General features: G+C 56.9%; 27 protein-coding genes and 1 tRNA gene. 16 read left to right on the forward strand and 12 right to left on the reverse strand.

The window, feature by feature from the left end; genetic code table 11:
- From Q6L55_11060 to Q6L55_11070, 3 genes are all read left to right on the forward strand, one after another.
- Window positions 1-1372: glycosyltransferase (locus Q6L55_11060; protein ID MEN9259247.1), on the forward strand; the 1372-nt coding region annotated here is incomplete at its 5' end.
- Between the two features lie 2 nt (window positions 1373-1374).
- Entirely contained in the window at window positions 1375-3486 is a 2112-nt protein-coding gene (locus tag Q6L55_11065; protein MEN9259248.1) for a glycosyltransferase, read from the forward strand.
- A gap of 552 nt (window positions 3487-4038) precedes the next feature.
- Window positions 4039-5241: a DNA double-strand break repair nuclease NurA gene (locus tag Q6L55_11070; protein ID MEN9259249.1), complete on the forward strand. Its 1203-nt coding sequence runs from the start codon at window positions 4039-4041 to the stop codon at window positions 5239-5241.
- Here Q6L55_11070 and Q6L55_11075 read toward each other — a convergent pair.
- Window positions 5242-5315, reverse strand: a tRNA-Asp gene (locus tag Q6L55_11075).
- 112 nt (window positions 5316-5427) lie between these two features.
- Between Q6L55_11075 and Q6L55_11080 the strand changes: the two genes are divergently transcribed.
- The 3 genes from Q6L55_11080 (at window position 5428) to Q6L55_11090 (ending at window position 7996) form a co-directional block, all read left to right on the forward strand.
- Complete coding sequence (locus Q6L55_11080) at window positions 5428-6435, forward strand: NAD(P)-dependent alcohol dehydrogenase (GenBank protein ID MEN9259250.1); 1008 nt, start codon at window positions 5428-5430, stop codon at window positions 6433-6435.
- Window positions 6432-7544 carry a glutamate 5-kinase gene (proB, locus tag Q6L55_11085; GenBank protein ID MEN9259251.1) on the forward strand — a complete coding sequence of 371 codons (1113 nt, stop codon included), beginning with the start codon at window positions 6432-6434 and terminating at the stop codon, window positions 7542-7544. Before Q6L55_11080 ends, proB begins: the two co-directional genes overlap by 4 nt.
- A gap of 203 nt (window positions 7545-7747) precedes the next feature.
- Window positions 7748-7996, forward strand: coding sequence for a hypothetical protein (locus Q6L55_11090; GenBank protein MEN9259252.1), 249 nt, complete (start codon window positions 7748-7750; stop codon window positions 7994-7996).
- Window positions 7997-8107: 111 nt separating this feature from the next.
- Here the strand turns inward: Q6L55_11090 and Q6L55_11095 are convergent, their stop codons facing one another.
- Both Q6L55_11095 and Q6L55_11100 read right to left on the reverse strand, forming a co-directional pair.
- On the reverse strand, window positions 8108-8680 hold the full coding sequence (locus Q6L55_11095) for a hypothetical protein (protein MEN9259253.1): 573 nt from the start codon (window positions 8678-8680) through the stop codon (window positions 8108-8110).
- A 121-nt stretch (window positions 8681-8801) separates the two neighbouring features.
- Complete coding sequence (locus Q6L55_11100; GenBank protein ID MEN9259254.1) at window positions 8802-10505, reverse strand: ABC transporter ATP-binding protein; 1704 nt, start codon at window positions 10503-10505, stop codon at window positions 8802-8804.
- A gap of 53 nt (window positions 10506-10558) precedes the next feature.
- On the opposite strand from Q6L55_11100, the gene Q6L55_11105 reads away from it, so the two are divergent.
- Window positions 10559-11083: a cob(I)yrinic acid a,c-diamide adenosyltransferase gene (locus Q6L55_11105; protein MEN9259255.1), complete on the forward strand. Its 525-nt coding sequence runs from the start codon at window positions 10559-10561 to the stop codon at window positions 11081-11083.
- 92 nt (window positions 11084-11175) lie between these two features.
- A complete protein-coding gene (gene chlP / locus Q6L55_11110) occupies window positions 11176-12390 on the forward strand; it encodes a geranylgeranyl reductase (GenBank protein ID MEN9259256.1) in 1215 nt (404 codons plus the stop codon).
- On the opposite strand, the gene cobD is transcribed toward chlP, so the two are convergent.
- The 3 genes from cobD to Q6L55_11125 all read right to left on the reverse strand — a co-directional run bounded on the left by cobD (window position 12364) and on the right by Q6L55_11125 (window position 16451).
- Window positions 12364-13416 carry a threonine-phosphate decarboxylase CobD gene (gene cobD, locus Q6L55_11115; protein MEN9259257.1) on the reverse strand — a complete coding sequence of 351 codons (1053 nt, stop codon included), beginning with the start codon at window positions 13414-13416 and terminating at the stop codon, window positions 12364-12366. The two genes, chlP and cobD, sit on opposite strands and share 27 nt — an antisense overlap.
- Entirely contained in the window at window positions 13417-13692 is a 276-nt protein-coding gene (locus Q6L55_11120; protein ID MEN9259258.1) for an HU family DNA-binding protein, read from the reverse strand.
- Window positions 13693-13808: 116 nt separating this feature from the next.
- Entirely contained in the window at window positions 13809-16451 is a 2643-nt protein-coding gene (locus Q6L55_11125) for a DEAD/DEAH box helicase (protein MEN9259259.1), read from the reverse strand.
- A gap of 81 nt (window positions 16452-16532) precedes the next feature.
- Between Q6L55_11125 and hemJ the strand changes: the two genes are divergently transcribed.
- Window positions 16533-17135, forward strand: a complete 603-nt coding sequence (hemJ, locus tag Q6L55_11130; protein MEN9259260.1) for a protoporphyrinogen oxidase HemJ — start codon at window positions 16533-16535, stop codon at window positions 17133-17135.
- Here hemJ and Q6L55_11135 read toward each other — a convergent pair.
- The 3 genes from Q6L55_11135 to Q6L55_11145 are packed head-to-tail and all read right to left on the reverse strand — an operon-like array spanning window position 17068 to window position 18160.
- Window positions 17068-17364: a YggT family protein gene (locus Q6L55_11135; protein ID MEN9259261.1), complete on the reverse strand. Its 297-nt coding sequence runs from the start codon at window positions 17362-17364 to the stop codon at window positions 17068-17070. The two genes, hemJ and Q6L55_11135, sit on opposite strands and share 68 nt — an antisense overlap.
- Before the next feature lie 24 nt (window positions 17365-17388).
- The gene (locus Q6L55_11140; protein MEN9259262.1) at window positions 17389-17976 is read right to left on the reverse strand and encodes a hypothetical protein; all 588 of its coding nucleotides are present in this window, start codon (window positions 17974-17976) and stop codon (window positions 17389-17391) included.
- Window positions 17977-17989: 13 nt separating this feature from the next.
- Complete coding sequence (locus Q6L55_11145; GenBank protein MEN9259263.1) at window positions 17990-18160, reverse strand: hypothetical protein; 171 nt, start codon at window positions 18158-18160, stop codon at window positions 17990-17992.
- Window positions 18161-18371: 211 nt separating this feature from the next.
- On the opposite strand from Q6L55_11145, the gene Q6L55_11150 reads away from it, so the two are divergent.
- Window positions 18372-18863 carry a hypothetical protein gene (locus tag Q6L55_11150; GenBank protein MEN9259264.1) on the forward strand — a complete coding sequence of 164 codons (492 nt, stop codon included), beginning with the start codon at window positions 18372-18374 and terminating at the stop codon, window positions 18861-18863.
- Here the strand turns inward: Q6L55_11150 and Q6L55_11155 are convergent.
- On the reverse strand, window positions 18860-19255 hold the full coding sequence (locus Q6L55_11155) for a diacylglycerol kinase family protein (GenBank protein ID MEN9259265.1): 396 nt from the start codon (window positions 19253-19255) through the stop codon (window positions 18860-18862). The genes Q6L55_11150 and Q6L55_11155 overlap by 4 nt on opposite strands.
- A gap of 20 nt (window positions 19256-19275) precedes the next feature.
- Between Q6L55_11155 and Q6L55_11160 the strand changes: the two genes are divergently transcribed.
- Together Q6L55_11160 and Q6L55_11165 are read left to right on the forward strand one after the other, a co-directional pair.
- Entirely contained in the window at window positions 19276-19782 is a 507-nt protein-coding gene (locus Q6L55_11160) for a YqeG family HAD IIIA-type phosphatase (protein MEN9259266.1), read from the forward strand.
- A gap of 102 nt (window positions 19783-19884) precedes the next feature.
- Entirely contained in the window at window positions 19885-20040 is a 156-nt protein-coding gene (locus tag Q6L55_11165; GenBank protein MEN9259267.1) for a hypothetical protein, read from the forward strand.
- A 215-nt stretch (window positions 20041-20255) separates the two neighbouring features.
- Here Q6L55_11165 and Q6L55_11170 read toward each other — a convergent pair whose 3' ends face one another.
- Window positions 20256-21221 carry a protochlorophyllide reductase gene (locus Q6L55_11170; protein MEN9259268.1) on the reverse strand — a complete coding sequence of 322 codons (966 nt, stop codon included), beginning with the start codon at window positions 21219-21221 and terminating at the stop codon, window positions 20256-20258.
- A 174-nt stretch (window positions 21222-21395) separates the two neighbouring features.
- Between Q6L55_11170 and prmA the strand changes: the two genes are divergently transcribed.
- Together prmA and Q6L55_11180 are read left to right on the forward strand one after the other, a co-directional pair.
- A complete protein-coding gene (gene prmA, locus Q6L55_11175; GenBank protein ID MEN9259269.1) occupies window positions 21396-22340 on the forward strand; it encodes a 50S ribosomal protein L11 methyltransferase in 945 nt (314 codons plus the stop codon).
- A gap of 28 nt (window positions 22341-22368) precedes the next feature.
- Complete coding sequence (locus tag Q6L55_11180; GenBank protein MEN9259270.1) at window positions 22369-22785, forward strand: hypothetical protein; 417 nt, start codon at window positions 22369-22371, stop codon at window positions 22783-22785.
- Here the strand turns inward: Q6L55_11180 and Q6L55_11185 are convergent.
- Entirely contained in the window at window positions 22782-23249 is a 468-nt protein-coding gene (locus tag Q6L55_11185; GenBank protein ID MEN9259271.1) for a type IV pilin-like G/H family protein, read from the reverse strand. The two genes, Q6L55_11180 and Q6L55_11185, sit on opposite strands and share 4 nt — an antisense overlap.
- Window positions 23250-23331: 82 nt before the next feature.
- Between Q6L55_11185 and Q6L55_11190 the strand changes: the two genes are divergently transcribed.
- Together Q6L55_11190 and Q6L55_11195 are read left to right on the forward strand one after the other, a co-directional pair.
- On the forward strand, window positions 23332-23622 hold the full coding sequence (locus Q6L55_11190) for a 4a-hydroxytetrahydrobiopterin dehydratase (protein ID MEN9259272.1): 291 nt from the start codon (window positions 23332-23334) through the stop codon (window positions 23620-23622).
- A 141-nt stretch (window positions 23623-23763) separates the two neighbouring features.
- The coding region (locus tag Q6L55_11195; GenBank protein ID MEN9259273.1) for a hypothetical protein at window positions 23764-23983 on the forward strand (220 nt) is incomplete at its 3' end.

Consider the following 23983-nt stretch of genomic DNA (forward strand, 5'->3'; position numbering starts at 1 on the left):
TTTTCGCCTAACGCTGATTGGCAACAGCACCCCCTACATCCTAAAAAATTGCGACATGAAAGATTACATTACTAGGGAATACCGACGGTACATTGATGATGGGCGTTTAGTCTTGGAGCCGGCGATGGGGAAGCCTGATTTGTATCAGCGGGTTGCCCAGGCCTGGTGTGTGGTAATTCCGTCGTTCTGGGAGAGCTTTTCCAACGTCTGCATGGAAGCCATGTTGTTGCAGAAGGTGGTGCTGGCTAGCAGTAATGGTGGCATGAAAGAGATGATCCATTACACCGATAAACCTGCCGGTTTTGTGTTTGATTGGAGCAGTCCGGGTGACTTTGCTAGGAAGCTCCAACAAGTATTAGATTTGACTGAGCAAGAAAATCTAGATATTGGTAGAAATGCGCGTGAGAATATTTTGCAGTTGTGCGACCCTGAACGTATCGTTTCCTTGCGGATTGACCATTTCCAAAGAGTTATTGAGGCGAGTAAGACTAGACATCGAAGAATATATCCCTCTTTAGGTTACAAACCTGTAGGAAGACTAGACTTGCCAAAGATTTTAGAACCAATTGGAGTGAGGAATAGGGTTAGCATCTGTATACCCTATTACAACATGGGTAAATATATCAGAGAGACGTTTGCATCGATTAACGCCTGTAACTATCCTGACAAAGAAGTTATTATTTGGGATGATGGAAGTACTGATGAGGAATCGATTACCGTGTTGGAAACTCTCAAAAAAGAACATACTGACATTAAAATTTACAGACACGCCAATCAGGGTCTGGCGGCAACCCGCAATAGGCTGGCTGAGGTTGCCACGGGAGAATTTATCCTGTTTATAGATGCAGATGACAAAGTGCATCCAAGTTTCTGCAGAAAAGCAGTTGACATATTGAAACAGTATGATAATGTTGCGGCTGTAGGAGCTTGGACTTATAGATTTGGTGAATCATATGTTTTTTACAAAATTTTTCAGCCAGAATTAGAGTACCTTCTGCTGAATAATATGTTTAACTACATGGTTGTGGTTAGGCGAAGTGTCTATCTTGATTTTTACCAGCATTCTTCTATGAGTTTCATGGGTGGATTTGAGGATTGGGAGTGGTGGATAAGAATGCTTAGCCATGGATGGCTATCTGTAGTAATCCCGAAATACTATTTTTATTACCGAGATAGGCGCGGATCAATGTTGCACTTGATCAATACAAACAAAAACTTGCTACTGCGTCAACAAATAGTTCAGCTGAATAAAGATGTCTACAATTTTTACGCTGACAAACTGTTCTGCTTGTGTGATCAGAATGAGATTGCACCTATTTATTGGTTAGGTCCTGCTAGCAGATATGAATTGGATATTATGGCGGAGGAGTGATTATGCGAATTTTTATTAGCACTTTCAATCTGGATTCTTCCTTTCTTGGCCAATATTCTCTATTAAAATGTCCTAGAGATTTGGCAACTCTGCTATCCGCAAGTGGCCACCAAGTAACCCTCTTTACTTTTTCTGACAATTTGAGCCAAATTCAAAGGATTACCCCAGGTGGTTATGAGGAAGTTATTTTACCTAGAGAAGTAGGGGGTTATGAGCATTTATCGGCTGTTACCTCTCTAAGCTATCGTCTAGCAGAAGCAGTTATTGAATACATAGGAAGTAACGGCAAGCCAGATATAATAGAATCCCAAAATTTTTTAGCATTACCCTACTTTTTAATGCAAAGGAAACTACAAGGTGAATCATTGCTAGATGATGTGCCAATAGTTTTAACACTCTATAACTCCCTTTACCAAATTAGGGATAAGGAACTATACCCGCGATGGCAACTGCCTTACTGGTGGCACGGCTGTCTAGAAAAGTGGTGTATATTGGCAGCTGATGGTATTGTTGCACCGAGCCAGTTTATTCTTGAACAAACTCGTAAGGATTTAGAAATAGATCTATCCAATGCAGGGGTTATTCCCTTTCCCTATTTAGAAGAATCGGACGTTGCCCTGAGAACATTTAGAAGTACGCCAACACCTAGAGATATAATTTACGTTGACTCGTATCAGTTGTCTAGGGGTACGCTCCAGATGCTGGAAGCTTGCCAGAACCTCTGGGAAACTGGTTGGGATTTTAAACTAACGATGATCGGCGAAGATATGCCGTATTACATAGCCGAATCTAGTATGAAGGATTATATTTCCCAGAAGTATTCTAAGTACATAGAAAGGGGCCTTTTGGTTCTCGAGGAAACTTTCCCCAAACCTGAATTACTTAACCGAATTGCTCGCTCCTGGTGTGTATTAATTCCTTCTCTTTTTGAAGCCTTCAGCTTGGCTTGTATAGAGGCTATGCTGTTAGGAAAGGTAGTCCTAGCTAGTACCAATGGCCATATGCGGGAAATGATTTTCCATGGGGAAAACTGTACGGGTTTTCTTTTTGATTGGGATAAACCTGGTGATTTCGCAGACAAGCTAGAGCAAGTGCTTTCCCTAAGTATAGACGAAAATCTGATGATTGGTGAACGAGCACGGCAGTCTGCCCTGCAGATGATTTCACCCGAACGGACGGTTACTATGCGGTTGGAATACTTTCAAAGTGTAATCAATAAGGGTCGAAGGATATGCTTATATCCATCATTGAATTACAGACCCATAGGTAGGATGGATTATCCCCAAAAGTTAGAATTAGTGGGAGTTCCTGGCCAGTTAAGTGTTGGTATTCTCTGCTTTAACGAGAAAGAAGAAGCCCTCTGGGAAACGCTAGACTCCCTGGCATGGGTTTCATATGAGAATTTGGAGATTATTATCTTGGATAATAGTAGTGATAATACGGTTAATCAAGAGCTATTATCAGACCTTGCCAAGGTATATGATAATCTAACTATACTTCGCACAAAATTTCTCAACATAGCTCAAGCAAGAAATTATCTAGCTCAAGCCACCCATGGTGAGTTTTTAACTTTTCTCAAAAGTGGTGACACTGTTCATCCTGACTACTACAGGGATGCCGTCAAAATCCTTCAACGTTATCTCAATGTTGCTTCCGTAGGAACCTGGGTTATTTGTCCAAGCCATGTTTTAGTTACATGGAACAACGAAATGCCCATGCAACTCTATTACGGAATGGCTGGTGAAGGTTTTGTGATGAGGAAATCAGTTTTCCAAAGCATAGGAGGTTTTAAGTTTGATCTTGCTGACTCATTATCCAGTTTATTTTGGGATTTCTTGTTAAGTGTTACTGAGAAGGGCTGGCTCAATGTAGTGATTGCTAAACCCTATTACTCAAGTTGCGGAAGTGACGCAGATCATCGCTACCTGCGAATGAAGGTTCGTCAAAAAGTGGTCGAATACCACAAGCAACTGTTTCAAGTCTATGGCGATGAGGTCATCGGCCTGTGTGTCCAAAACCATACTGCACCATTGTACTGCAAGAATCTAGAGACTCCCTGGTATGTTGGGAAAATTAATTTTTCTAAAATGGTTAATGAACCTGGATTGTACTAATATTGTACTAATAACTAACATGGTGCAATTTTGAGTCGTTTATCAATGCTTCAACATTTATGGGAACCATGCCCCAGAGGCACTTAGACTTGGCTACCAGAACATAAAATCTGCCCTAATAAATATAAAAACTGGTTACCTGTTGCTACTGTGACGAGAGTAGCTGCTTCCAGGCATGAAGGTCCGTCAAAAAGGAGTTGAACATGGCACAAAACTCTACCAGGCATAGGGTGATGCTTATCCGTTGCACCGGGGCTGTGGCTGTAATGAGGTCAACACTATCACTACCGCCACCTGACTGGCCGCGCGGTTTAGGGAATTACTTGGTACTATCTGATAATTTTCCCCCACCGTCCTAGCAACAAACACTAGGGAAACTGCGGGCAACCAACATCCCTCTTGATTAGCCTCCATCACTGGCACTGCTGCCGTGGTTATGCTCACCTCCTTGGGCTGAGTCTCGCTAGACTTTTCGGTATGAGCCTTGGCTCTTAACAGTTCCTTTGGGGCTTTGCACAGCGGTTCCCCCAGCAGACAAAATGGTCCCAGAAGATGGAAAAAGTTGCAACTATGCTGGATTTCACCAAACTGGTTGGCCAATTGCCGGCCCTCAGTCAATACCTGGCCCAGGAGACCCTGGCGAATCAACAACGGCTCCAGGTGGCCCAGGAACTCTGGCAACTGGCGGCGGTCCAACAGTCGGCTTGGGTGGAACGGTTGCAAATGGCCGGGAAAGGCCTGGCTTTTGCCCCAGCCGTACCCCTGGAACCGCTAGAAACCCGCGTGACCTTGCCTCCGGCGCCGGCAGTGCATACCGTTTTGGCGACAGATGGCTCCCAAATCGCCCCCAGCCACCACGAAGCGGTGTACTGCTATCTCATCAACATTGGCTATGTGCTGCTGCACTACGGTTCGGGACGCTTGCCCCGCCTGGACAGCCTCCCCCAAATCTTCTACCAAGCAGAAGACCTGTACCAGTGCCGCCAGTGGGGCATCCGCACGGAAGAATGGCTCAGCTACCGGCGCACCCAGTTGGAGGCCACCATTCTGGCGGAATTGGCCGGCGAATGGCGCAGCGGTGGGTGGACTGAACCGGCTATTGCCTTGTTGGATGGTTCACTCATCTATTGGTTTTTGGAGGGACTACCGGCGGCGGCCCAAACGGCCATTTTACCCCCCATTCTCGAGGCTTGGCGGACCTGTCAGCAGGTCAAGGTGCCGGTGCTGAGTTACCTGAGTGCGGGTCGGTCCCTGGAGGTGATGCACTTTTTGCGCCTGGGGCTGTGCCCCCATTTGACGCCGGATTGCCAGGCCCATTGTGCCGGTCAACCTGAAGGCGCCCCCTGTGACCGGTTGAAACCGCTGCGGGATACGACCCTCATGCAAACCCAATTGCAGCCGGGCCAGCGGGGACCCCTGTGGCGGAGCACCCAACCCATCCTGGAACACTACGGCGATCAGGCGGTGGCCTTTTGCTATGTCCACGTGGGGCCGGAAATCGCCCGGGTGGAATTTCCCCTGTGGCTGGCGACGGACAGGGAGCAGCTCGACCAGAGCTTGGCCTTGCTGTTGGCCCAGGTGAACAAGGGCTATGGCTATCCAGTGGCCCTGGCGGAAGCCCATAACCAAGCCGTCGTGCGGGCCGGCGACCGGGCCAGATTTTTTGCCCTGATCGAAGAACAACTGCTGCGCAGCGGTCTGGGTCAGTTTGTACCGTCCGCCAAAGAAAGCCGTAAACGGGAGAGCATTGCTTAACGGGCCTGACGGGGCTCGAACCCGCAACTTCCGCCGTGACAGGGCGGTGCTCTAACCAATTGAACTACAGGCCCTTAGGTGGGGCTTTCCTATTATGCCAAAAGTCAGGCGGTTGTGGAGCAATACCTTGGCGGTCCCCCTAGGAATCCCCTATGATCCTAGACGTTGCCCACCCAGCAGTTGCCCATGATTCAGGCGTATGCGGCCCATCAGCCCGGGGGACCCCTAGAACCTTGGACCTATGACCCCGGTCCCTTGCCCCCCGATGCCGTAGAAGTGCAGGTGGAATACTGCGGTATTTGCCATAGCGACCTGAGCATGGTGAACAACGAGTGGGGCATCAGCCGCTATCCCCTGGTGCCGGGCCACGAGGTGGTGGGGGTGGTGACGGCTGTGGGAATGCAGGTGACGGCATTGCAGGTGGGGCAACGGGTGGGTTTGGGTTGGTACGCCCATTCCTGTTTGCAGTGCGAATGGTGCCACAGTGGCCAGCACCACCTGTGCCCAAGGGCGGAAGCGACCATTGTGGGGCGATACGGGGGCTTTGCCGACCGGGTGCGCGCCCATCCCGAATGGGTGATTCCCCTGCCGGAGGGATTGGACCCCGCCAGTGCCGGTCCCCTGTTTTGTGGGGGCATTACGGTGTTTAGTCCCCTGGTGGAGTTCAACGTTCGCCCGACGGACCGGGTGGGCGTTGTTGGCATTGGGGGACTGGGCCATCTGGCGCTGCAGTTTTTGCGGGCCTGGGGGTGTGAGGTCACCGCGTTTTCCAGCAACCCCAACAAAGAGGCCGAAGCCAAGGCTCTAGGCGCCTCCTACTTTGTCAACTCCCGCGACCCGGAGGCTCTCCAGGCCCTGGCCAACCGATTTGATCTGATTCTGGTGACGGCCAATGTGGACCTGCCCTGGACTTTGTACCTCGAGGCCCTGCGCCCCCGGGGACGGCTGCACGTTGTCGGTGTCGTACCCCAGCCGATTCCGGTGCCCGCTTTTGCTCTGATCGCCGCCCAGAAATCCATCTCCGGCAGTCCGGTGGGGAGTCCGGCTACGATGGGCAAAATGTTGGATTTCGCCGTGCGCCATCGCATTAGGCCCCAGGTGCAGCTGTTTCCTTTTCACCGGGTGAATGAGGCCATGGCCCACCTGGCGTCGGGACAAGCCCGCTACCGGCTGGTGTTGTACCACGAACGGTGAACCAAACGGTTGTTGTCAAAATCGGTACCTCCAGTCTTACCCAGGGCGGTAATGGCACCCTGAACCTGGCTACCCTGGCCAGTTTGGTGGAAACCCTGGCGCGATTACGGCGGGAAGGGCAGCGGGTGGTGTTGGTGTCCTCGGGGGCGGTGGGGATAGGCTGTCAACGCCTTGGTTTAACCGAACGTCCCCAGAACCTAGCGTTGCGTCAGGCGGTGGCGGCGGTGGGGCAGGGACGGCTCATGCGCCTGTATGACGATCTGTTCTCGGTGCTGGGGCAACCGATTGCTCAGGTGTTGCTGACACGGGAAGATCTCAGCCAGCGCCACCGCTACATCAATGTGCTCAACACCCTAACCGAACTGCTTAACTTGGGCATCATTCCCATCGTCAACGAAAACGACACGGTGGCGGTGGAGGAACTGCGCTTTGGGGATAACGATACCCTGTCGGCCTTGCTGGCCAGTCTCCTGGGCGCCCAATGGTTGATCCTGCTTACCGACGTGGACCGGTTGTACGCCCGCGACCCGCGCCAGGACCCCCAGGCTCCCCCGATTACCCTGGTCAACCGCATCGCCGATTTGAGGGACCTCGGGGTGCAGGTGGGTCAAGGTGGTTCCGGCTGGGGTACCGGTGGCATGGTGACCAAGATCGCGGCTGCCCGCATTGCCACCGCCGCCGGGGTGCGCACGGTAATTACCGACGGTCGCCAGCCCCAGAACCTACCCAAAATCCTGGCGGGGGAACTGATTGGCACCCACTTTTTGCCCCAAACTCCCCCCATCCGGGCGCGCAAACGCTGGTTGGCCCATGGGTTAGTGCCGGTGGGACGGCTGGTAGTGGACGCCGGAGCGGTGCGGGCCATTTGTCAACAGGGACGGTCGCTGCTGCCGGCGGGGGTGATGGCCGTCGAGGGGGATTTTCCCGCCCAGTCTGCCGTGCAGGTGGTGGATGAAACCGGACGGGAAATTGCCCGGGGGCTGGTTAACTACAGCAGTGAGGAACTTCGCCAAATTTGCGGCTGTCACTCGGATGCCATACCGGAACGCCTGGGCTACGCCGGACCCGATACCGTGATCCACCGGGATAATTTGGGTTTAGTTGAATAGCTCGGGTCCACAGCCCTATCTCCTCGAAATCTCTAGGCTTTACCTTGATCCCCAGTGGGTTTACCCCCGTAATTCAGGAAAAGTCTTTAGATTTTCCACAGAATCGCGAAAAAAACCTTAAGACGGAAAAGGGGACGGGGATCAGGCCTATATCATCTAAATCAGGTCAGAAATTCACAACTTGGTTTTAGGGACTTACTCCTATGGTGTTTTCCAACACGTTAGGACCGGGTTTGGGTTGTCGGTATTGTCGTCACTACCTGCCGGAGGGACGTCGGGGTGGACAATGTCATTTGCTGGGGGTGGAGGTGCAAGGGGATTGGGACGCTTGCCGGTTTGCCGTGCCGCCATTTGCCCCGTCCTGGGAACAGCCGGAAGATTGGGGGGAATCGCTGGGGCTGATGGCTGTTCGCTCCCACTGGCATCGCAGCCTGGAATTGTCAGTACGCTGAGGGGAATTTACCGATAGATAGCCTGCGCCCATAGCCTGATCGGGATTTTCTCGGGTTAACGGCCGGCTAGAGGGCACCGCTCAAGGGGTGGCGCCTCGGGGAGTGGATGAATCAATGGCGCATAACAAACGCCGGTAAATCAACGGCAGTCCTTTTGCTGCGCTGGGTCGCCGGTGTTGGTATGGATTGCGCTGGGGAGTCTGGGGAGGCCTCCGCTGGCTTGGGGTGGGATGACCAGGGGGGAATTGGGTCTTGGTACAGGCGCGCTTGTTTTTCCCAATCGGCGTTGGGGGCGTAGGTGGACAGGAGTTGTCGCAGGCGCAAATTCTCCTGTTGCTGGCGATACAGACGGGCCTCCAATTCTTGTCGTTGTTGCTGTTCCTCCACCAGGGCTGCTTCCTGTTCCTGTAGCCGCTTTTGTTGAAAAGCCTGGGTTTGCTCCAGTTGCTGAATCCGCTGTTGGGATTGGCGTAGTTGTTCCGCGAGGTTTTCGATCAACTGTTGTTGTTCATTCGCCGTTTGTTGGCACAGTTGCAATTCCTGCAAAAGACATTCGGTCTGGGCGCGCAGGGTGGCTAACTCCTGCTGGAGGTCCTGTACATCGCCGGTCGCTCCCCCTTGCCAATTGAGGTCCGTCAAATTGACAGGCGGGGGGGTAAAGGCATAATCTGGTTGCACCGCCATGGGCTCAAAACCGTCCTTCGTATCCCAATATCTTATCTCAGCTTATCGCAGGAAGGGATTTTTGACGAGAACCTGGGGGTGATTTTCCCCGAAAAATTTAAATTTTTACCGATTGATCGGCTTAGCTAGCCCAGGGCAGCTCCAGACGAGGAATGGCCTCAATCAGGGTTTGGGTGTAGGGATGCTGGGGTTGGTGATAAATCTGGTCGGCGGGTCCCATCTCCACCACCTGCCCCTGGTTCATCACCATGATCCGGTCACTCATGAAATACACCACCCCCAGGTCGTGGGAGATGAATAGATAGGTCAAATGCAATTCCCTCTGCAACTGCTTCAACAGATTCAACACCTGGGCTTGGATAGAAATGTCCAGCGCCGACACGGATTCATCGCAAATGACCAGGTCCGGTTGGGTGACCAGGGCGCGGGCGATGGCAATGCGCTGGCGCTGCCCCCCGGAAAATTGATGGGGATAGCGAGATAATGCATCCGCCTCTAACCCCACCCGTTCCAACAGGGCCGTGACCTGGGCCATGGCTGCCTGGCGGGACAAACGGGGTTGGTGGATGGCCAGGGGTTCCAGCAACAGGTCGCGCACGGTCATGCGGGGACTCAGGGAACCAAAGGGGTCCTGGAAAATCATCTGCATCCGCCGCCGCCAGGGTCGCAATCGCCTGGCAGACCAGTGGGTGATGTCCTGGCCGTCGAAGTAGATACGTCCCCCCTGCACCGGCAGCAACCGCAGGATGGCCCGGGCCAGGGTGCTTTTGCCGCAGCCGGATTCCCCCACCAGACCCAAAGTCTCCCCCCGGTGTAGTTGAAAACTGACGCCCTGGACCGCCGGTTGCACCTGCCTGCCCCGTCGGTAACTGACCTGTAAATCCACCACCCGCAGCAGCACCGGTTGTTGCTGGAGCATCTGTAACCGCTGCGCCTGCATGGTCGGCGAGACAACAGGGGGTGGGGGACGGTCGGCATAAAAATCCGCCAGGGTGGGTAGGACCTGCAAGCGGCGCCCCAGGATAGGACGGCAGGCCAGTAACCCCCGGGTGTAGGGATGCTGGGGATGGTGAAAAATGGCGTCCTGGGACCCGGCCTCCACCACCTGTCCCTGTTGCATCACCAGCACCCGGTCCGCTAGGTCCGCCACCACCGCCAGGTCATGGCTAATGACGATGGCGGCCATTTGGCGCTGCCGACACAGCCGTTTCAAGAGAGCCAAGATTTCTGCCTGAATGGTTACGTCTAGGGCGGTGGTGGGTTCGTCGGCAATCAGCAGCCAGGGGTCTGACGCTAGGGCCATGGCGATCATCCAACGCTGGAGCTGCCCCCCGGAAAACTGATGGGGATAGCGCTGGAGCAACCGCCGCAAGAACTCCGGGGGCGTGTTGGGGGATAGCAGTTGCACCTCCTGGAGCAATTGCCGCTGGCGCTGCTGCAGTTGGGCGGGGGTCAGGCGCTGGTGGGCTATACAGGCTTCCGCCAATTGCCAGCCGCAGGTGTACACGGGATTAAGGGAGCTGGCCGGTTCCTGAAACACCATACCCATGGCCCTGCCTCGGTATTGTGGCCAGGTTTTGGGGGTGAGGGTGAGCAAATTTACCTCTGGTTGGCCGGGGGGGGACCAGTGCAGGCGGTCGGCGTGGACTTTCCCCGGTGGGGGCACCAGTCCCATCAAGGCCAGAGCGGTCAAGGATTTCCCCGAACCGGACTCGCCGACGATGCCCAACACTTCCCCCGGCGCTAGGTCAAAGCAAACCCCTCGCACCGGTGTGTGGTTGGGAAAATGCACCGTTAAATTCTGCACGTCCAGCAGGGGGGTCATGGGGCCGTCGGGCTTTCCCGCATAATGTTAAAGCATAGCCAGCACAGCCAGGGATGGACAACCACAGCGCTGCCTCTACGACCGGGGAAGTTTTTGTGCGCACGGGGCAACTCCAGGTCTATACCGCCCCCCAGCGGGCCTTTTTTGCCGACGTGATGGCCATGGCCATGCAGCGGGCCAGTCAGGGCCACCGGGTGTTGATCGTGCAGTTTCTCAAAGGGGGCCTCAACCAAGGGCCGGAACACCCGGTGCGGTTGGTGCAGCATTTGGAGTGGATTCGCTGCCCGATTCCCCGTTGTATTGACACGCCGGATGTGCAGGAGGAGGAAGCTGCGGCGGTGCATCGGCTCTGGCGGGATACCCAGGCGCGGGTGCGCAGTGGTCGCTATCATCTGGCCGTTCTAGATGAACTGATCCTGGCGGTGCATTTGGGTTTGTTGGGCCTGATTGAGGTGGTGAGTTTTTTGCAGGAGCGTCCCCCTACGACGGACCTGGTGATTACCGGGACGACCCTTCCGCCGGAGATTTTGGCCCTGGCCGACCGGGTGACGGAATGGCGCCGTCCGCCCGGTTTTTAGAGACTGTTGCAGGACTGTTACAGAACCCGGCAGGCCGCCAGAAACCGTGCTACGATTCCGCCCGTAGATTGTTGGGGTCCTGTGCTGTGACGATGCGCGTAGCGGTGGTCGGTGGTGGCCCAGCGGGAGCCTCTGCCGCCGAAATCTTGGCCAAAGCCGGTATTGAGACTTATCTGTTTGAGCGCAAACTGGACAACTGCAAACCCTGTGGCGGGGCGATTCCCCTGTGCATGGTAGAGGAGTTTGACCTGCCCCCCGAGATCATTGACCGGCGGGTGCGCCAGATGAAAATGATTTCCCCCTCCAACGTGGCGGTGGACATCAAGCTCACCAACCCCCACGAATACATTGGCATGTGCCGGCGGGAAATCCTGGATGCGTTTTTGCGCAATCGGGCCGCGCGCCTAGGCGCCCACCTCATCCACGGTCTGGTGCAGGACATCACCCTGCCGCAAACCAGCCGCGAACCCTACCTTTTGCACTACAACGACTTCAGCAACGGCAGCCCTACGGGAGTGCCCAAAACCCTGGCAGTGGATGTGGTGATCGGGGCGGATGGAGCCAACTCCCGAGTAGCCAAGGCCATTGACGCCGGTGACTACAACTGCGCCATCGCCTTCCAGGAGCGGATTCGCCTGCCCGCCGAACAGATGCACTACTACGAAGACCGGGCGGAGATGTACGTGGGGGACGATGTTTCCCCTGACTTTTACGCCTGGGTGTTTCCCAAATACGACCATGTGGCGGTGGGCACGGGCACGATGCAGGCCAATAAAGCCGACATCCGCAAGCTCCAGGCGGGGATTCGCCAGCGGGCGGCCGCGCGACTCCAGGGGGGGGAGTTGATCAAAATCGAAGCCCATCCCATCCCCGAACATCCCCGGCCCCGGCGGGTGGTCGGACGAGTGGCCCTGGTGGGGGATGCCGCCGGTTACGTGACCAAATCCTCGGGGGAAGGGATTTATTTCGCCGCCAAATCGGGCCGGATGTGCGCCGAAACCATCGTGGAAACCTCCCAGGGGGGTAAGCGGCTGCCTACGGAACAGGATTTACGTCAGTACCTGCGGCGCTGGGACAAAACCTACGGCCTGACCTACCTGGTGCTGGATTTGTTGCAACGGGTGTTTTACCGGTCGAACGCGGCCCGGGAAGCCTTTGTGGAAATGTGCGCTGACCCGGACGTGCAGCGGCTGACCTTCGCCAGCTACCTGTACAAAACCGTGGTACCCGCCTCCCCCTGGGTGCAACTGAAATTGGCGGTCAAGACCGTCGGCAGTCTGCTACGGGGGCATGCCCTCGCTCCCTAGAGCCGCCAGCAACCGCTGGTTTTCTGCCGAATGGCGCACCGCCACCCGGAAATAATCGGCCCCCAGTTCTGGATAACTCAGGGTGTCCCGGATGAGTATCCGGTGGCGGACCAACAAACGCTCCTGCAACGCCGGCACCGGATGGCGGCTGCGGACCAGGAGAAAATTGGCGGCGCTGGGGTAGGGCGTTAAACCCGGCAGACGGGCCAATCCCTGGTACAGGCGGGGCCGTTCCTGGCGCAACCAATCCCAGGTGCGCTGAGCAAAGGCGCGGTCCTGGAGCAATAACCCCCCCAAGGCTGCCGCCAGGCCATTGACGCTCCAGGAGGCATCCCACTCCCGATAGCGAGACAGCCGGTTCGGATGGGCCAGCACATACCCCAGCCGCAACCCCGCCAAGGCATAGAACTTGGTTAAAGAACGCAGGATCACCAGGTTAGGGCAACGGTCCAGCACCGGAACCAAACTCTGGTCCTCCCCCGGCGGCAGGAAATCCATAAAGGACTCATCCACCACCACCAGCGACCAGTTCTCCAGCAGCGGCAGCAATTGCTCCCTAGTAAACAAATAACCCGTCGGGTTGTGGGGGTTACTCAGCAGCAGCCCATCCCCCCTGGAGGGTAACGCCACCGACGGTTGTTCCCAGGGTAAACGCCAGGGGCGCACCGGCGCTCCAAAGGTCTGTAAAGCCCGCCAGTGGTCCCCAAACGCCGGCGTTACCAGGGTCACCGTCTCCAGAGCCGCCAGGTCCCGCCCCACCCAAGTGAGCAAATGGGCCACCCCATTGCCCGGCCAGACCCAATCCGGTTCCAAGTGGTGCACCGCCGCCAGTTGCCGCCGCAGCTCCCGATACTGGGGATCCGGGTAGGCCACCAGCAAATCAACATGCGCCCGGACAAAGGCCAGCACCCACGTCGGCGGCCCCAGGGGATTGAGATTAGCCGAAAAATCCAGGATAGCTTCCGGTGCACAACCGGCTATAGTTGCTGCCCAGAGACGGTCCCCGCCGTGGCTTGGTCGCTGCAACTAGGACGCCACCCGCTCCTTAAACAACTTCCCTGCCGAAAACGCCGGTACTTGTGTCGCCGGAATCTTCATCGGTTCACCCGTGCGGGGATTGCGCCCCTCCCGTGCCTGGCGCTTGCGGGCCTCAAACGACCCAAACCCCACCAACGTCACTTTTTCCCCCGCCGAAACCGTCTCGATGATGGTGTTGAAAACCTCAGTAATGACACTATCCACCACCTTTTTCGGCAAGTCGGCATGCTGGGCTACCACTTCCACCAATTCACCCTTGTTCATAACACCACACTCCTCACAAATAAAACCTTCCCAGTTTTTATCCTGCGGAATTGAGTCTATTATGACACAAAATTTCCCCCCGAAACGCCCCTGGCCAGTTTAACGCAAATCCCATTTTAGTCCTCCCACCCTTCATCCACCGGGAAGCGGTTCATAGCCTCCCAAGCCAGGCAGGCATTGGTCTGGAGTTCTGGTGACAGGTGGGGTACATGGGGAATCTGGGACAGCACATCCATTGTCCGGCGAATCAGGCGCACGATGTCCCCCCCATCCAAGTTAGTGTGTTGACCCAGATCCAGCCAGGACACCCCCGCCGCCCAGCGCTCCACCAGCGGGGCCAAATCCGGCTCCAGCCACAAAGGAAACCCAATCTGATAGCGCCGTTGCAGTTGGAACAGCCGCCGCCGCAGGGGTCGCAACTGGTTCAACACCGCACTCACCGGCTCGGGCAACGGGTAATTCGTCCAGCTATCGGAACGGGGCGTTTCCATGACCAAAGCCGCCACCGCCGCCGCCAGATGCGAAGGACTCAAGTTATCCAACGCCCCACTGCGCAGAGCCAGTCCCAGCCACAGTTCGTTGTCCCCCCGCAGCGCTGCCACCGTTTGCCCCAACGACGTCGGGAACAACGACGCATCCAGGCATTCACATTCCCGCAACATGTCCATCAGGCTTAAAAAGTCCTGCCAGTGGCGCTGGGATTTCTGTTGCAGCTCCCGCTCCAGTTGCTGAATCTGCTGGTCCAGTTTGTCCAGTTGATACTGCTTGTGCACCAGCGCCCCGGACTTGGTCACCTGTCGTCCCGGGTGCTCCGCCAGTAATTGCTCCAGCCGCTCCACCTCCTGGCGTTGGGCCACCACCTCCGGCGCCATATCCACCGGCAACAGGTCAGGAATCTGCTGGGCAATCAGAGCCGTGTGTTCATTGCCCTGGCGATGCTGGCCTGGTTTGGGGAGCAAATCCACTGGCGGCATCAAGTAGTCCACCGCGCTGATGCGGGGCAATTCCGCATGCAGGTCAATCACATCGTGGGTGGTGGCCACGTACCAGCGGTTATCGCGCCCCAGGCACACCAGGTAGGGAAACTGACCGCCGCCGCTAACGCGGGTTACCAACACCGCTGGCAGGGGGTGGGGAATGTGCTTGCCCTCGAGAATCAACACCGTGCCCACAATGGCGAAATTCACCGCCAGGGAGAGCTGTTTTTGCCGCGTTTGCCGCGCCTGCTCCTCCAAGGTCTTCAACAACCGGCGGGCCTCCTTGTGGCGCTGGCGTAACTTGTCGTAGGCCATCACCTGGGCCATGTCCACCCCCGCCAGTTCCTGGGCCAGACGTTCCCGCTGCGCCCGCAGTTGGGCCAGTTTCTCCTGCAAAGGCTGCAACGTCCGCAGGGACAAAAACTGCCCAAAACTCCGCTGCACCAGTTCTTTGGTCTCCTCTAGGGTGTGCATTTGCAGCAGGTTGAGCACCATGCCGTAGCTGGGGGTGAACTTGCTTTCTAGGGGGTCCGGGTCGGCCAGGGCATATCGCACTGCCTCTTTAGCCCCCTCAAAGGGCGTTTGCAGGATGACCACATAGCCCTGCTGGTCCATCCCCCGCCGGCCCGCCCGGCCCGCCATCTGGAGAAATTCCGACGGAAACAGCAGCCGATGGCCCCGGTCCGTGCGCTTAGAAAGACTGGAAATGACCGTGGTGCGCGCCGGCATGTTGATGCCCGCCGCCAAAGTTTCCGTGGCAAACACCACCCGGATTAACCCCTGCTGGAATAGGGTTTCGATCAAGGCCTTCCAAGGGGGCAACACCCCGGCGTGGTGGGCGGCAATTCCCCGGTACAGGGCCTCTAGCATGGCGCCGGGCTGATACAGCTCCGGGTTGCGGGCCAAAAACTCCTCCACCTGTTGCCGCACCCGTGCCGACTCCTCAGGGGTCAGCAAATCCAAGTCCTGCACCGCCTGCACCGCCTGGTCGCACCCCCGCCGACTGAAGATGAAATAAATCGCCGGCAGCATATCCCCATCCCGCAGGGTTTTCACCACCGTGGCAACGTCAGGAATCCCTTGGCGGTCCCCAGTGGGGCGGCGCAGTTTCAGTTGGGGGTGAGGTCCCGTTTTGCTGTCATTCAACAGGGGGAAAAAGCCCTTTTGGTTGCCGAAAAAAAACTGCAACGGCACCGGACGGAAATCCGAATAAACCAACTCCGTCGGCCCATGCACCCGTTGAATCCACTCGGTCAATTCCTGGCTATTGGCCACCGTTGCCGACAGGGCCACCAATTGCACCGACGGCGGGCAATAAATAATCGTCTCCTCCCACACCGTACCCCGCTGCGGGTCGTTCATGTAGTGGCATTCGTCTAGCACCACCGCCTGCAGATCCGCCAGGGAGGTACCCACCTCGCCAATGGGGGTGCCGTAGAGCATATTGCGGAAGATCTCGGTGGTCATGACCACGATGGGGGCATCCCGGTTGATGGACACATCCCCCGTCAGTAGGCCCACCACCTCCGCGCCAAACTGCTGCCGGAAATCCCGAAACTTTTGGTTGGAGAGGGCCTTCAGGGGCGTAGTGTAAAAAATCCTTTTATTGTAGTACAAAGCGCGGTGAATGGCATATTCCGCCACCACCGTTTTCCCCGACCCTGTGGGCGCGCATACCACCACCGACCGCCCTTCTGCCAGAGCCTGCATCGCCTGGCGTTGAAAGGCATCTAGGGGAAAAGGAAAAAGGTCCCCCGGGTCTGGGGTCCAGCTATCGCCCATAGTCCTATTGTGACATTTTGCAACAACAACCCCCAGCGGTACCATAGGGAGTAAACAGCATCCGTAGGACAAAAGAATTTTATGGTCTATTCCTGGTTCAAAGCGCTGCATATTATCGGGGTGGTGGTCTGGTTTGCCGGTCTGTTTTACCTGGTGCGCCTGTTTATCTACCACGTGGAAGCCCAGGCCCAACCGGAACCGGCCCGTAGCATCCTGACCACCCAGTACAATCTGATGGAAAAGCGTCTATACAACATTATCACAACTCCCGGCATGGCGCTCACGGTGACCATGGCGGTGGGATTGCTGGTGCTAGAACAGTCCTGGTTACGGGAGTGGTGGCTGCACTGGAAGTTGAGCCTGGTGGTCCTGTTGCTGGCCTATCACATTTACTGCGGGCGGTTGTTGCGGCAGTTGGCCCAGGGAACCTGTCGCTGGACCAGTGGTCAATTGCGGGCCTTTAACGAAGCTCCCACCGTTTTGTTGTTCGTCATTGTCCTACTGGCGGTCTTCAAAAACGACTTTCCGGTGGGGCTGACGACCTGGGCCGTGGTGGGACTGGTATTGGCCATGGCCGTCGCCATTCAGCTCTATGCCCGTTACCGGCGCCTGAAAACTACCCCCGCTGGAGCAGTAGGGTCAAAATCCCCTGCTGACCCAACAGAATCTCCCGCAGGAAGCTGACGATCCCCACCCAAATCACCGGCGTGATGTCCACCCCCCCCAACGGCGGCACCAACCGGCGCGTCGGGGCCAGAAAGGGTTCCGTTGGCAGATACAACAACAGCAGCGGGAACCGGCGCAGGTTCACCTGAGGGTACCAGCTCAAAACAATCCGCAGCACAAACGCCAGGGTATAGAAAGCCAGCAGCGGCCCCAGCACCCAGGTCGTCCACAACCGCAAATCACCCATCACTCAGTTCCCCCCCTTCCCCACCTACACCTTAATCGCCTGGGGCACCGCCTGGGCAGCTACTACTCGGTCGCAGCCCGATTGGGGTCTGGCCCACTGGTAGCGGTACTCCTTCGGGTCCCCCCAGCACAAACCCAAATACAACTCCGTGCGCGTGGCATCCAACTCCAACCACTCCGCCCGGGAGATTGCCGCCTGGAGTTCCGAGACCGTGGCCGGCCGGGGCTGAGGCTGCAACCACCAGTAGCGCAACCCCTGGGTCTGCTGCCACCAAAACTCAGCAATGGCCGGCTTGGCCTGCATCAAACGTTCCTTATCCCCGGCGATGGCACACAGTTGCCCATGCACCTCCGGCACCTCAATCGTCCGGTCGCGAAACCGGCAGGTACGCCACACCACCCCCGAAACCCCCTGTTGGCGTTGGTATTCGTGGACCTGGGCCCGAAAGTCCTCAAATGCAAACACCATGCTCAGCCGCTCCGGGGGAATCGCCAGGGCAATGACCGAGTGGCCCACCCGTTCCCGCGCCGAAGGCAGCCAGCGTTGCCCCTGCCAATTGGCCTGCAACTCCCGCTCCAGAATTTGGATCAACTCGGCGGTAGTATAGGGCATGGGCCACAGCGGCTTAATCTAAGTAACCCATCAGCTCATTCACCGGCGGGTCCACTTGATTCGGCGCGACCGGACGACCCATCACCAGCTTGCTCGGCTTGACGAGCGCACCGTTGGGTTCTTGGGCCTTGGTCAACGCCCCCGCCGGTTGGGTCGGTTGGATTTCCGTCTGCGCTTGGGTCATCCTTCCTTGCTCCCGAATGTTTTTATATTTCCTATCTTAGGAGTAAACCCTGCCCCTTGACCGGAGGCCGACCCATCAAATGAACTTAAAGAAAGTATTAAAAATTCAAATTCCTGTGAACCAGGGGTAATTTTAACGACAGTTGCTTTACAAAAGCTAGGCAGGGGCAGCCCGGCCCGCCAGAATGGAGGTAGTCGCTGCAAGGCAAGCCATGACTCCACGGTTGTTCAATCCGGCGAATTATTGGCCGCTGGTGGTGAGTTTGACGCTGACGTTTTGGCTGGGGGCCACAGTGGTGCTCGACCTGCTGGTGATGCCGGCGTTGTACTGGGGGGGACTGATGCGCCAAAGCGGCTTTGCCAGTTTTGGTTATCTGGTGTTTAGCTGGTTTAACCATGCAGAACTGTTGCTGGCAGCCCTAGTCATGACCAGTGTGTTGGCCCAGAGTTTCCAACCGCCGCGCCACTACCGCTGGGGCTTGCTGTTGGCCAGTGCCCTGGTGGGAATCACCCTCATTTACACCTACATCCTAACGCCCTGGCTAGGGGAAACCAGCGCGGCCTTGACCTGGCTAACGGACGAAAAGGGGATTCCTGTCACCATGCACCTATTGCACGGCGAATACTTTGCCCTGGAATGCCTCAAGGTGTTGGTCGGCGGTAGCCTGCTCTGGTGGCAATGGCGTTATACCCTGGCGGACTAGAGCAAAGGAGGCACCAGCAACAACCCCGCCACGCCTAGCGCCGCCAAAGCAGTGACCAGAACTGCAGCCGCCGCACAATCTTTGGCAATGCGGGCCAATTCGTGATAGGTCTGCCCTACGGTCAGATCTACGACCGCCTCTAGGGCCGTGTTCACCAGTTCCAGGGCCAGCACCAGGCCAATGGTTAGGACAATGATGGCGGTTTGGGTCAGGTTGAGCTGTACCCAGGCGGCCCACACCAAAGCAATACCGCCAATGACCAGGTGAATGCGAAAGTTGCGTTGACTCCGACCGGCGTACCACAGGCCCTGCCCCGCATAGCGAAAACTCTGCCACAAACTACTGCGCCCAGAGGCCAAACGCGGAGAGCGACTCACAACCGATAACGGCATGGTGGTATCCTCACACTCGATTGGCTTCTAGTGTAGCAATGCCCTGGCAAGACCTCCTGCGGCCCTGTCTGGTACACACTGGCCCCATTACAGGGTTGGATGTGGAGATACTGCGCGCCCAGGGCATTCGTGGCACGGTGCTGGATGTGGATGACACCCTGGTGCCCACCCATGAGGAACAACTGGCGCCGGCCGTGGTTGCCTGGGTGGACCAGCTCAAAACCCTAGGGCCGGTCTGGCTGGTGAGCAACAATCTCTGCACTCGGCGGATTCAAGCCATTGCGGACCAATTGGCCTGTCCCTACATTGCCGGTGCGGCCAAACCCTCCCGCCGTAAACTCCGCCAAGCCCTGCAGCAGATGCAGTTGCCCCCGACTCAAACCGCCCTCATCGGCGACCGGCGTCTCACCGACATCCTGGCCGGCAATCGCCTGGGGATGTACACCGTTTGGGTCCAGCCCATTGCCCCACCCCCCTGGCCGGCCCTGCGCAATTTCGAGGATTGGTTGATCGACCGGCTGTTGTAAAAACATGTCTCCACCATCGCCAGGGCTGCGGCGGCCAGGGGAATAACAGCGCCTAGAGTCCGTGATTATACTGATAGGCAGGGAGGTGTTGAGGGACGCATCGTGCCCAAACCGATTGGCGAGTATTTTGTAGATGCCGGATTGTTGGAACCAGCCCAGGTGGAGGAGGTTTTAGTCGAGCAACGGGTGACCGGTCGGCGTTTTGGGGACATTGTGGTAGCGCGGGGTTGGCTCCAGCGTCAAATGAGTACTGGGTAAAAAATGTAATCATTCCCCACCGGCGAGCCATGGAGCAATCCCAGCCCCCTGCGACCCCGAAACCACCGGTCCAAAGGGTACCCTCCTTGCCACGGGTTAAACCCCCAGAAGAAACCTTGATCATCGGTACGGAATCAGTGTCGGTACCGCCTCAACCCCTACCCAAGGTGACCGATGCTCAGCACCAGGAAACCCTGATCCTGGAATGGAAGGATTTAGGCTAGCCCAACCAGTTGACTACTCAAATCCCACAGCCGTTCGGCCCGGTGTTGGTCGGTCGCCTGGGCGGAGAGTTTCTGGATAAAGGGTTTACCGTCTTTGCTCTGGCGGTTGCCCCAGCTCCAGTGCACCCCCGACGGGCGAAACGCCGGATCGGCTACCACCTGGGCCACCCGTTCCCCCGCTAGTTCCTGGGACACATACCCACCGGTAATGTACTTTTGGAACAGGGGAAACAGGCGGCGAAATAGGGGGAAATGGTGCCGAAACAGGGCCGTGTCCGCCACACAACCCGGATACAGGGAACTAAAGGTGATCCCCGTTTCCGCGTGATAACGCCGGTGCAACTCCCGCGCCATGATCATCAAGCACAACTTGCTGTCTTTGTAGGCTTTCCCGGGCTTGAAGCGCTTGCCGTCAATCATGGCGATGGGTTCTTTGAAGCCGGCTTCTAACCCCGCCAGGTCCCCCAAATCCGCCGGCGCCGGGATAGGAATTTTCCCCCCTAGTTCCTCCGTATTGGCCGTGACCGTCCCCACCACAATCAACCGCCGGTCGGGGTCGGGATTGGCCCGCAGGTCCTCCAGTAGCAACCGGGACAGCAGGAAATGCCCCAAATAATTGGTCGCCACATTGAGTTCATAGCCATCGGGGCTGCGCAGGGGTTCCTTGAGCAGGGGCATGTAAATGGCTGCATTGCATACCAGAGCCTTCAGGGGACGCCCCAGCCGGCGAAAGTCCTCCACAAACTGCCGCACGCTGGCCAGAGACGCCAAATCCAAGGGCAAAACCGTGTACTGCTGGGGGTTGAGGTGCAGTTGGGCCGCCGCCTGCTTCATCTTGTCGGGGTTGCGGCAGGCGCATACCACAAACCACCCCCGGTCAATCAGGGCTTTGGTGGCATATAACCCGACCCCTGAGGATGTCCCGGTGATGATGGCGGTAGGGCTGGCAGCAGTCATGGCAACGATACACCCTCTGGCAATGTACTTACCGAATTGTAGGCAGGCGTTGACCCCAGCCGGGGTTAACCGTTAGGAATTGTTAGATGTTTGATAAATAACTTAAAAGGGGCAGTAGAGCATGGCGGCTAGCTACTCGGGTGACTATGCTGGAGACAAGACAACCCACGGAATATGAACGTTCCGACGACGACTGCCTGGTGGGAAGTGACCATTACCTGCACGCCGCTGCTGGAGGAAATGGTGTTTTGGCGGTTGCAGGAATTGGATTGCCGCAGTACGGCCACCATCTATAGCCAGGATACGGTGCAAATCACGGCCTACGCCCCGCAGATGCAGTACCATTCCCAGCACTGGGAAGCCCTGCGGGAGTTGTTGCGGGAAGATGCCCAGGAAGTCCAGCAACCGTCCCCCCAGGTGCGCTGGCAACTGATGGACGGTCAGGACTGGTCAGCCCACTGGAAACGGCACTGGCAACCCCAACCGGTGGGGGAACGGCTTCTGATTCAGCCGGCCTGGTTACCCGTGCACAACCCGGACAACCGCTTGGTGTTGCGCCTTGACCCGGGGTTTGCCTTTGGCACGGGTAGTCATCCCACCACCCAATTGTGTCTGGAGGCCCTCGAAATGCGCTTGGACCCCCAGTGGGGTACGCCGGATGGGGTGATTGCCGATATTGGTTGCGGGTCTGGGATTTTGGCCATTGCGGCGGTGCTTTTAGGGGCGAAGCAGGTTTATGCGGTGGACATTGACCCCCTGGCCATTGCCGCCACCCGACAAAACCAGGCGTTGAACCAAATCAGAGGGGAACAACTGGTGGTGGAGCAGGGCAGTCTGGCCCGTTTAGCCGAACTTCTCCCCCAACCCCTGGATGGTTTTGTGTGCAATATCTCGGCGGAGGCCTTGATCACCATGGCGCCCCACTGGCGGATGGTCAGCCACGGCAAGACCTGGGGGATTGTGAGCGGTTTTATCGGCGAACAACTGGAAGGGGTCACCACGGCCCTAAGCGACCAGGGGTGGAGCGTGGCCGCCGTCCGGCAATGCCAGGAATGGTACTGTTTACACATCCGGCCCGATCCAGATTACACGGGGACCATCACCTCGGTGATACAGTAACAGCTAGAGGGGGATTGGGAGGTGGTTTATGTCAGTCATTCTCAGCCAGTTGCAACCGGCGCCCAAGGAGCAGGTTTTGTTGTTTCAGCCCTACTTGCCCGCCGGCAACAAGCGCGAAGTATTACCCTTTGCCTTGAGCCTCTACCGGTTAGGGAATCTGGAGGGGGAACGTTATATTGATGGCGGCGACGGTATTCCCTTTGTGGCCACTTGGAACGTTTCTAATCTGCCCGCCGATTTGAGCCGGTGTCAGATACAGTTTGAGGGCAATCCCGACTTGACCTATGACATGGTGATCGTCAACTTTGAATTTGTCAGCTTCCTGGTGGATCTACTCATCCACTACAAGCGCAGCCAGCGGGTGGATTTTCCCCAGGAGTTTTACCGGCGCTTGCTCAATATCCAGACCGGTGAAGAAAAGAAGGCCACGGTTGCTTCCGCCTAGAGGTCAAAGGGGCCATCCACCACCACCGTGCCGTCTCCACAGGCGATTTGCCCTTTGCGGGTGACCGGGTCGGCGCCGGGGCGAAAGATGGGGTCGGCGGGGCGAAAACGACCAGCTTCCCGAGCTTGACACACCACCATCATCATGCGGGCGGGGCCACTGGCTTCTGGGTCCAGGAAAATAGCGCTCACCAGAGGTTGCAGGCGAGGGTTTTGGGGAATGGCGTAGGTATAGGCGCCCCGGGAAGTCGTGCGGGTGGCATAGGTGTAACCACGCGGCAGGCCTACCCCGGCAATCTGCTCCAAGGGGCCAAAGGCAGAGGTAAACCGCCGGTAACGCTGATAATAGGTCCTTTGGGCACGGGTGACCCGACTTAAGGGTTCCCAGGGGGGACGTTGGCCCAGGCCTAAGGAACCACCCAGAACTATCCCTGCCAGGACACCCCAATAACACCAGCGCAACATGGGGATGATTTATCTTTATGGGTGGCGCGCTGCCTGAAAGCATATTACAACAGAAATGGAGCACACGCTGGAGGTTGGTTTCATGACGCCACTACTCTCGCCGGAGGAAATCAGTGCTCAAGCGGCGACCTTGACCGGTTGGACCGTCGAAGGAAAAACCCTGAAATGGGAACACCGGTTTGCGGATTTTTTGGCCGCCATGAAGTTTGTCAATTCCCTGGTCGAACCAGCAGAACAAATGGGCCATCACCCCGATATTTTTATTTCCTACAATCGGGTAGTGATTACCTTGACGACCCACGACGCCGGCGGCCTGACCCAAAAAGACTTCGACCTGGCCCGCCAGATTAGTCAACTTCTGGCCAATTCATAAGCAGGTGGTATCCTATTTTACCGTTAGTGGCCTTTACAGGGGGATAACCTAGTCTTAAACTATTATCTTAGACGTTCCTACCATGGATGGGGGCGGTCTGACTCGTGGTTCATTGGTTGTCGTTAGGGTGTGAGGTGAACGATGATGAAGCAGAAGGAGTGGATGCTTAAGTCCTTAGCGGCGGGTGCGGTGGTAACGGGGCTGGTAGTGGCGGGTGAAGCCCAAGCCCAGGTCACGACCCCAAATCCCCGGGAGTCGATTCGGCAGGTGCGGGAGTATGTGCGGGATTTGCGCGTCGAGGATGAACTGGGGCAGGTGACGTCGGTTTCGGAGTTTGTGGATGTGAAGCCGACGGACTGGG

The sequence above is a fragment of the Gloeomargarita sp. SRBZ-1_bins_9 genome, assembly GCA_039794565.1.
In the GTDB taxonomy this organism is placed as follows: Bacteria; Cyanobacteriota; Cyanobacteriia; order Gloeomargaritales; family Gloeomargaritaceae; genus Gloeomargarita.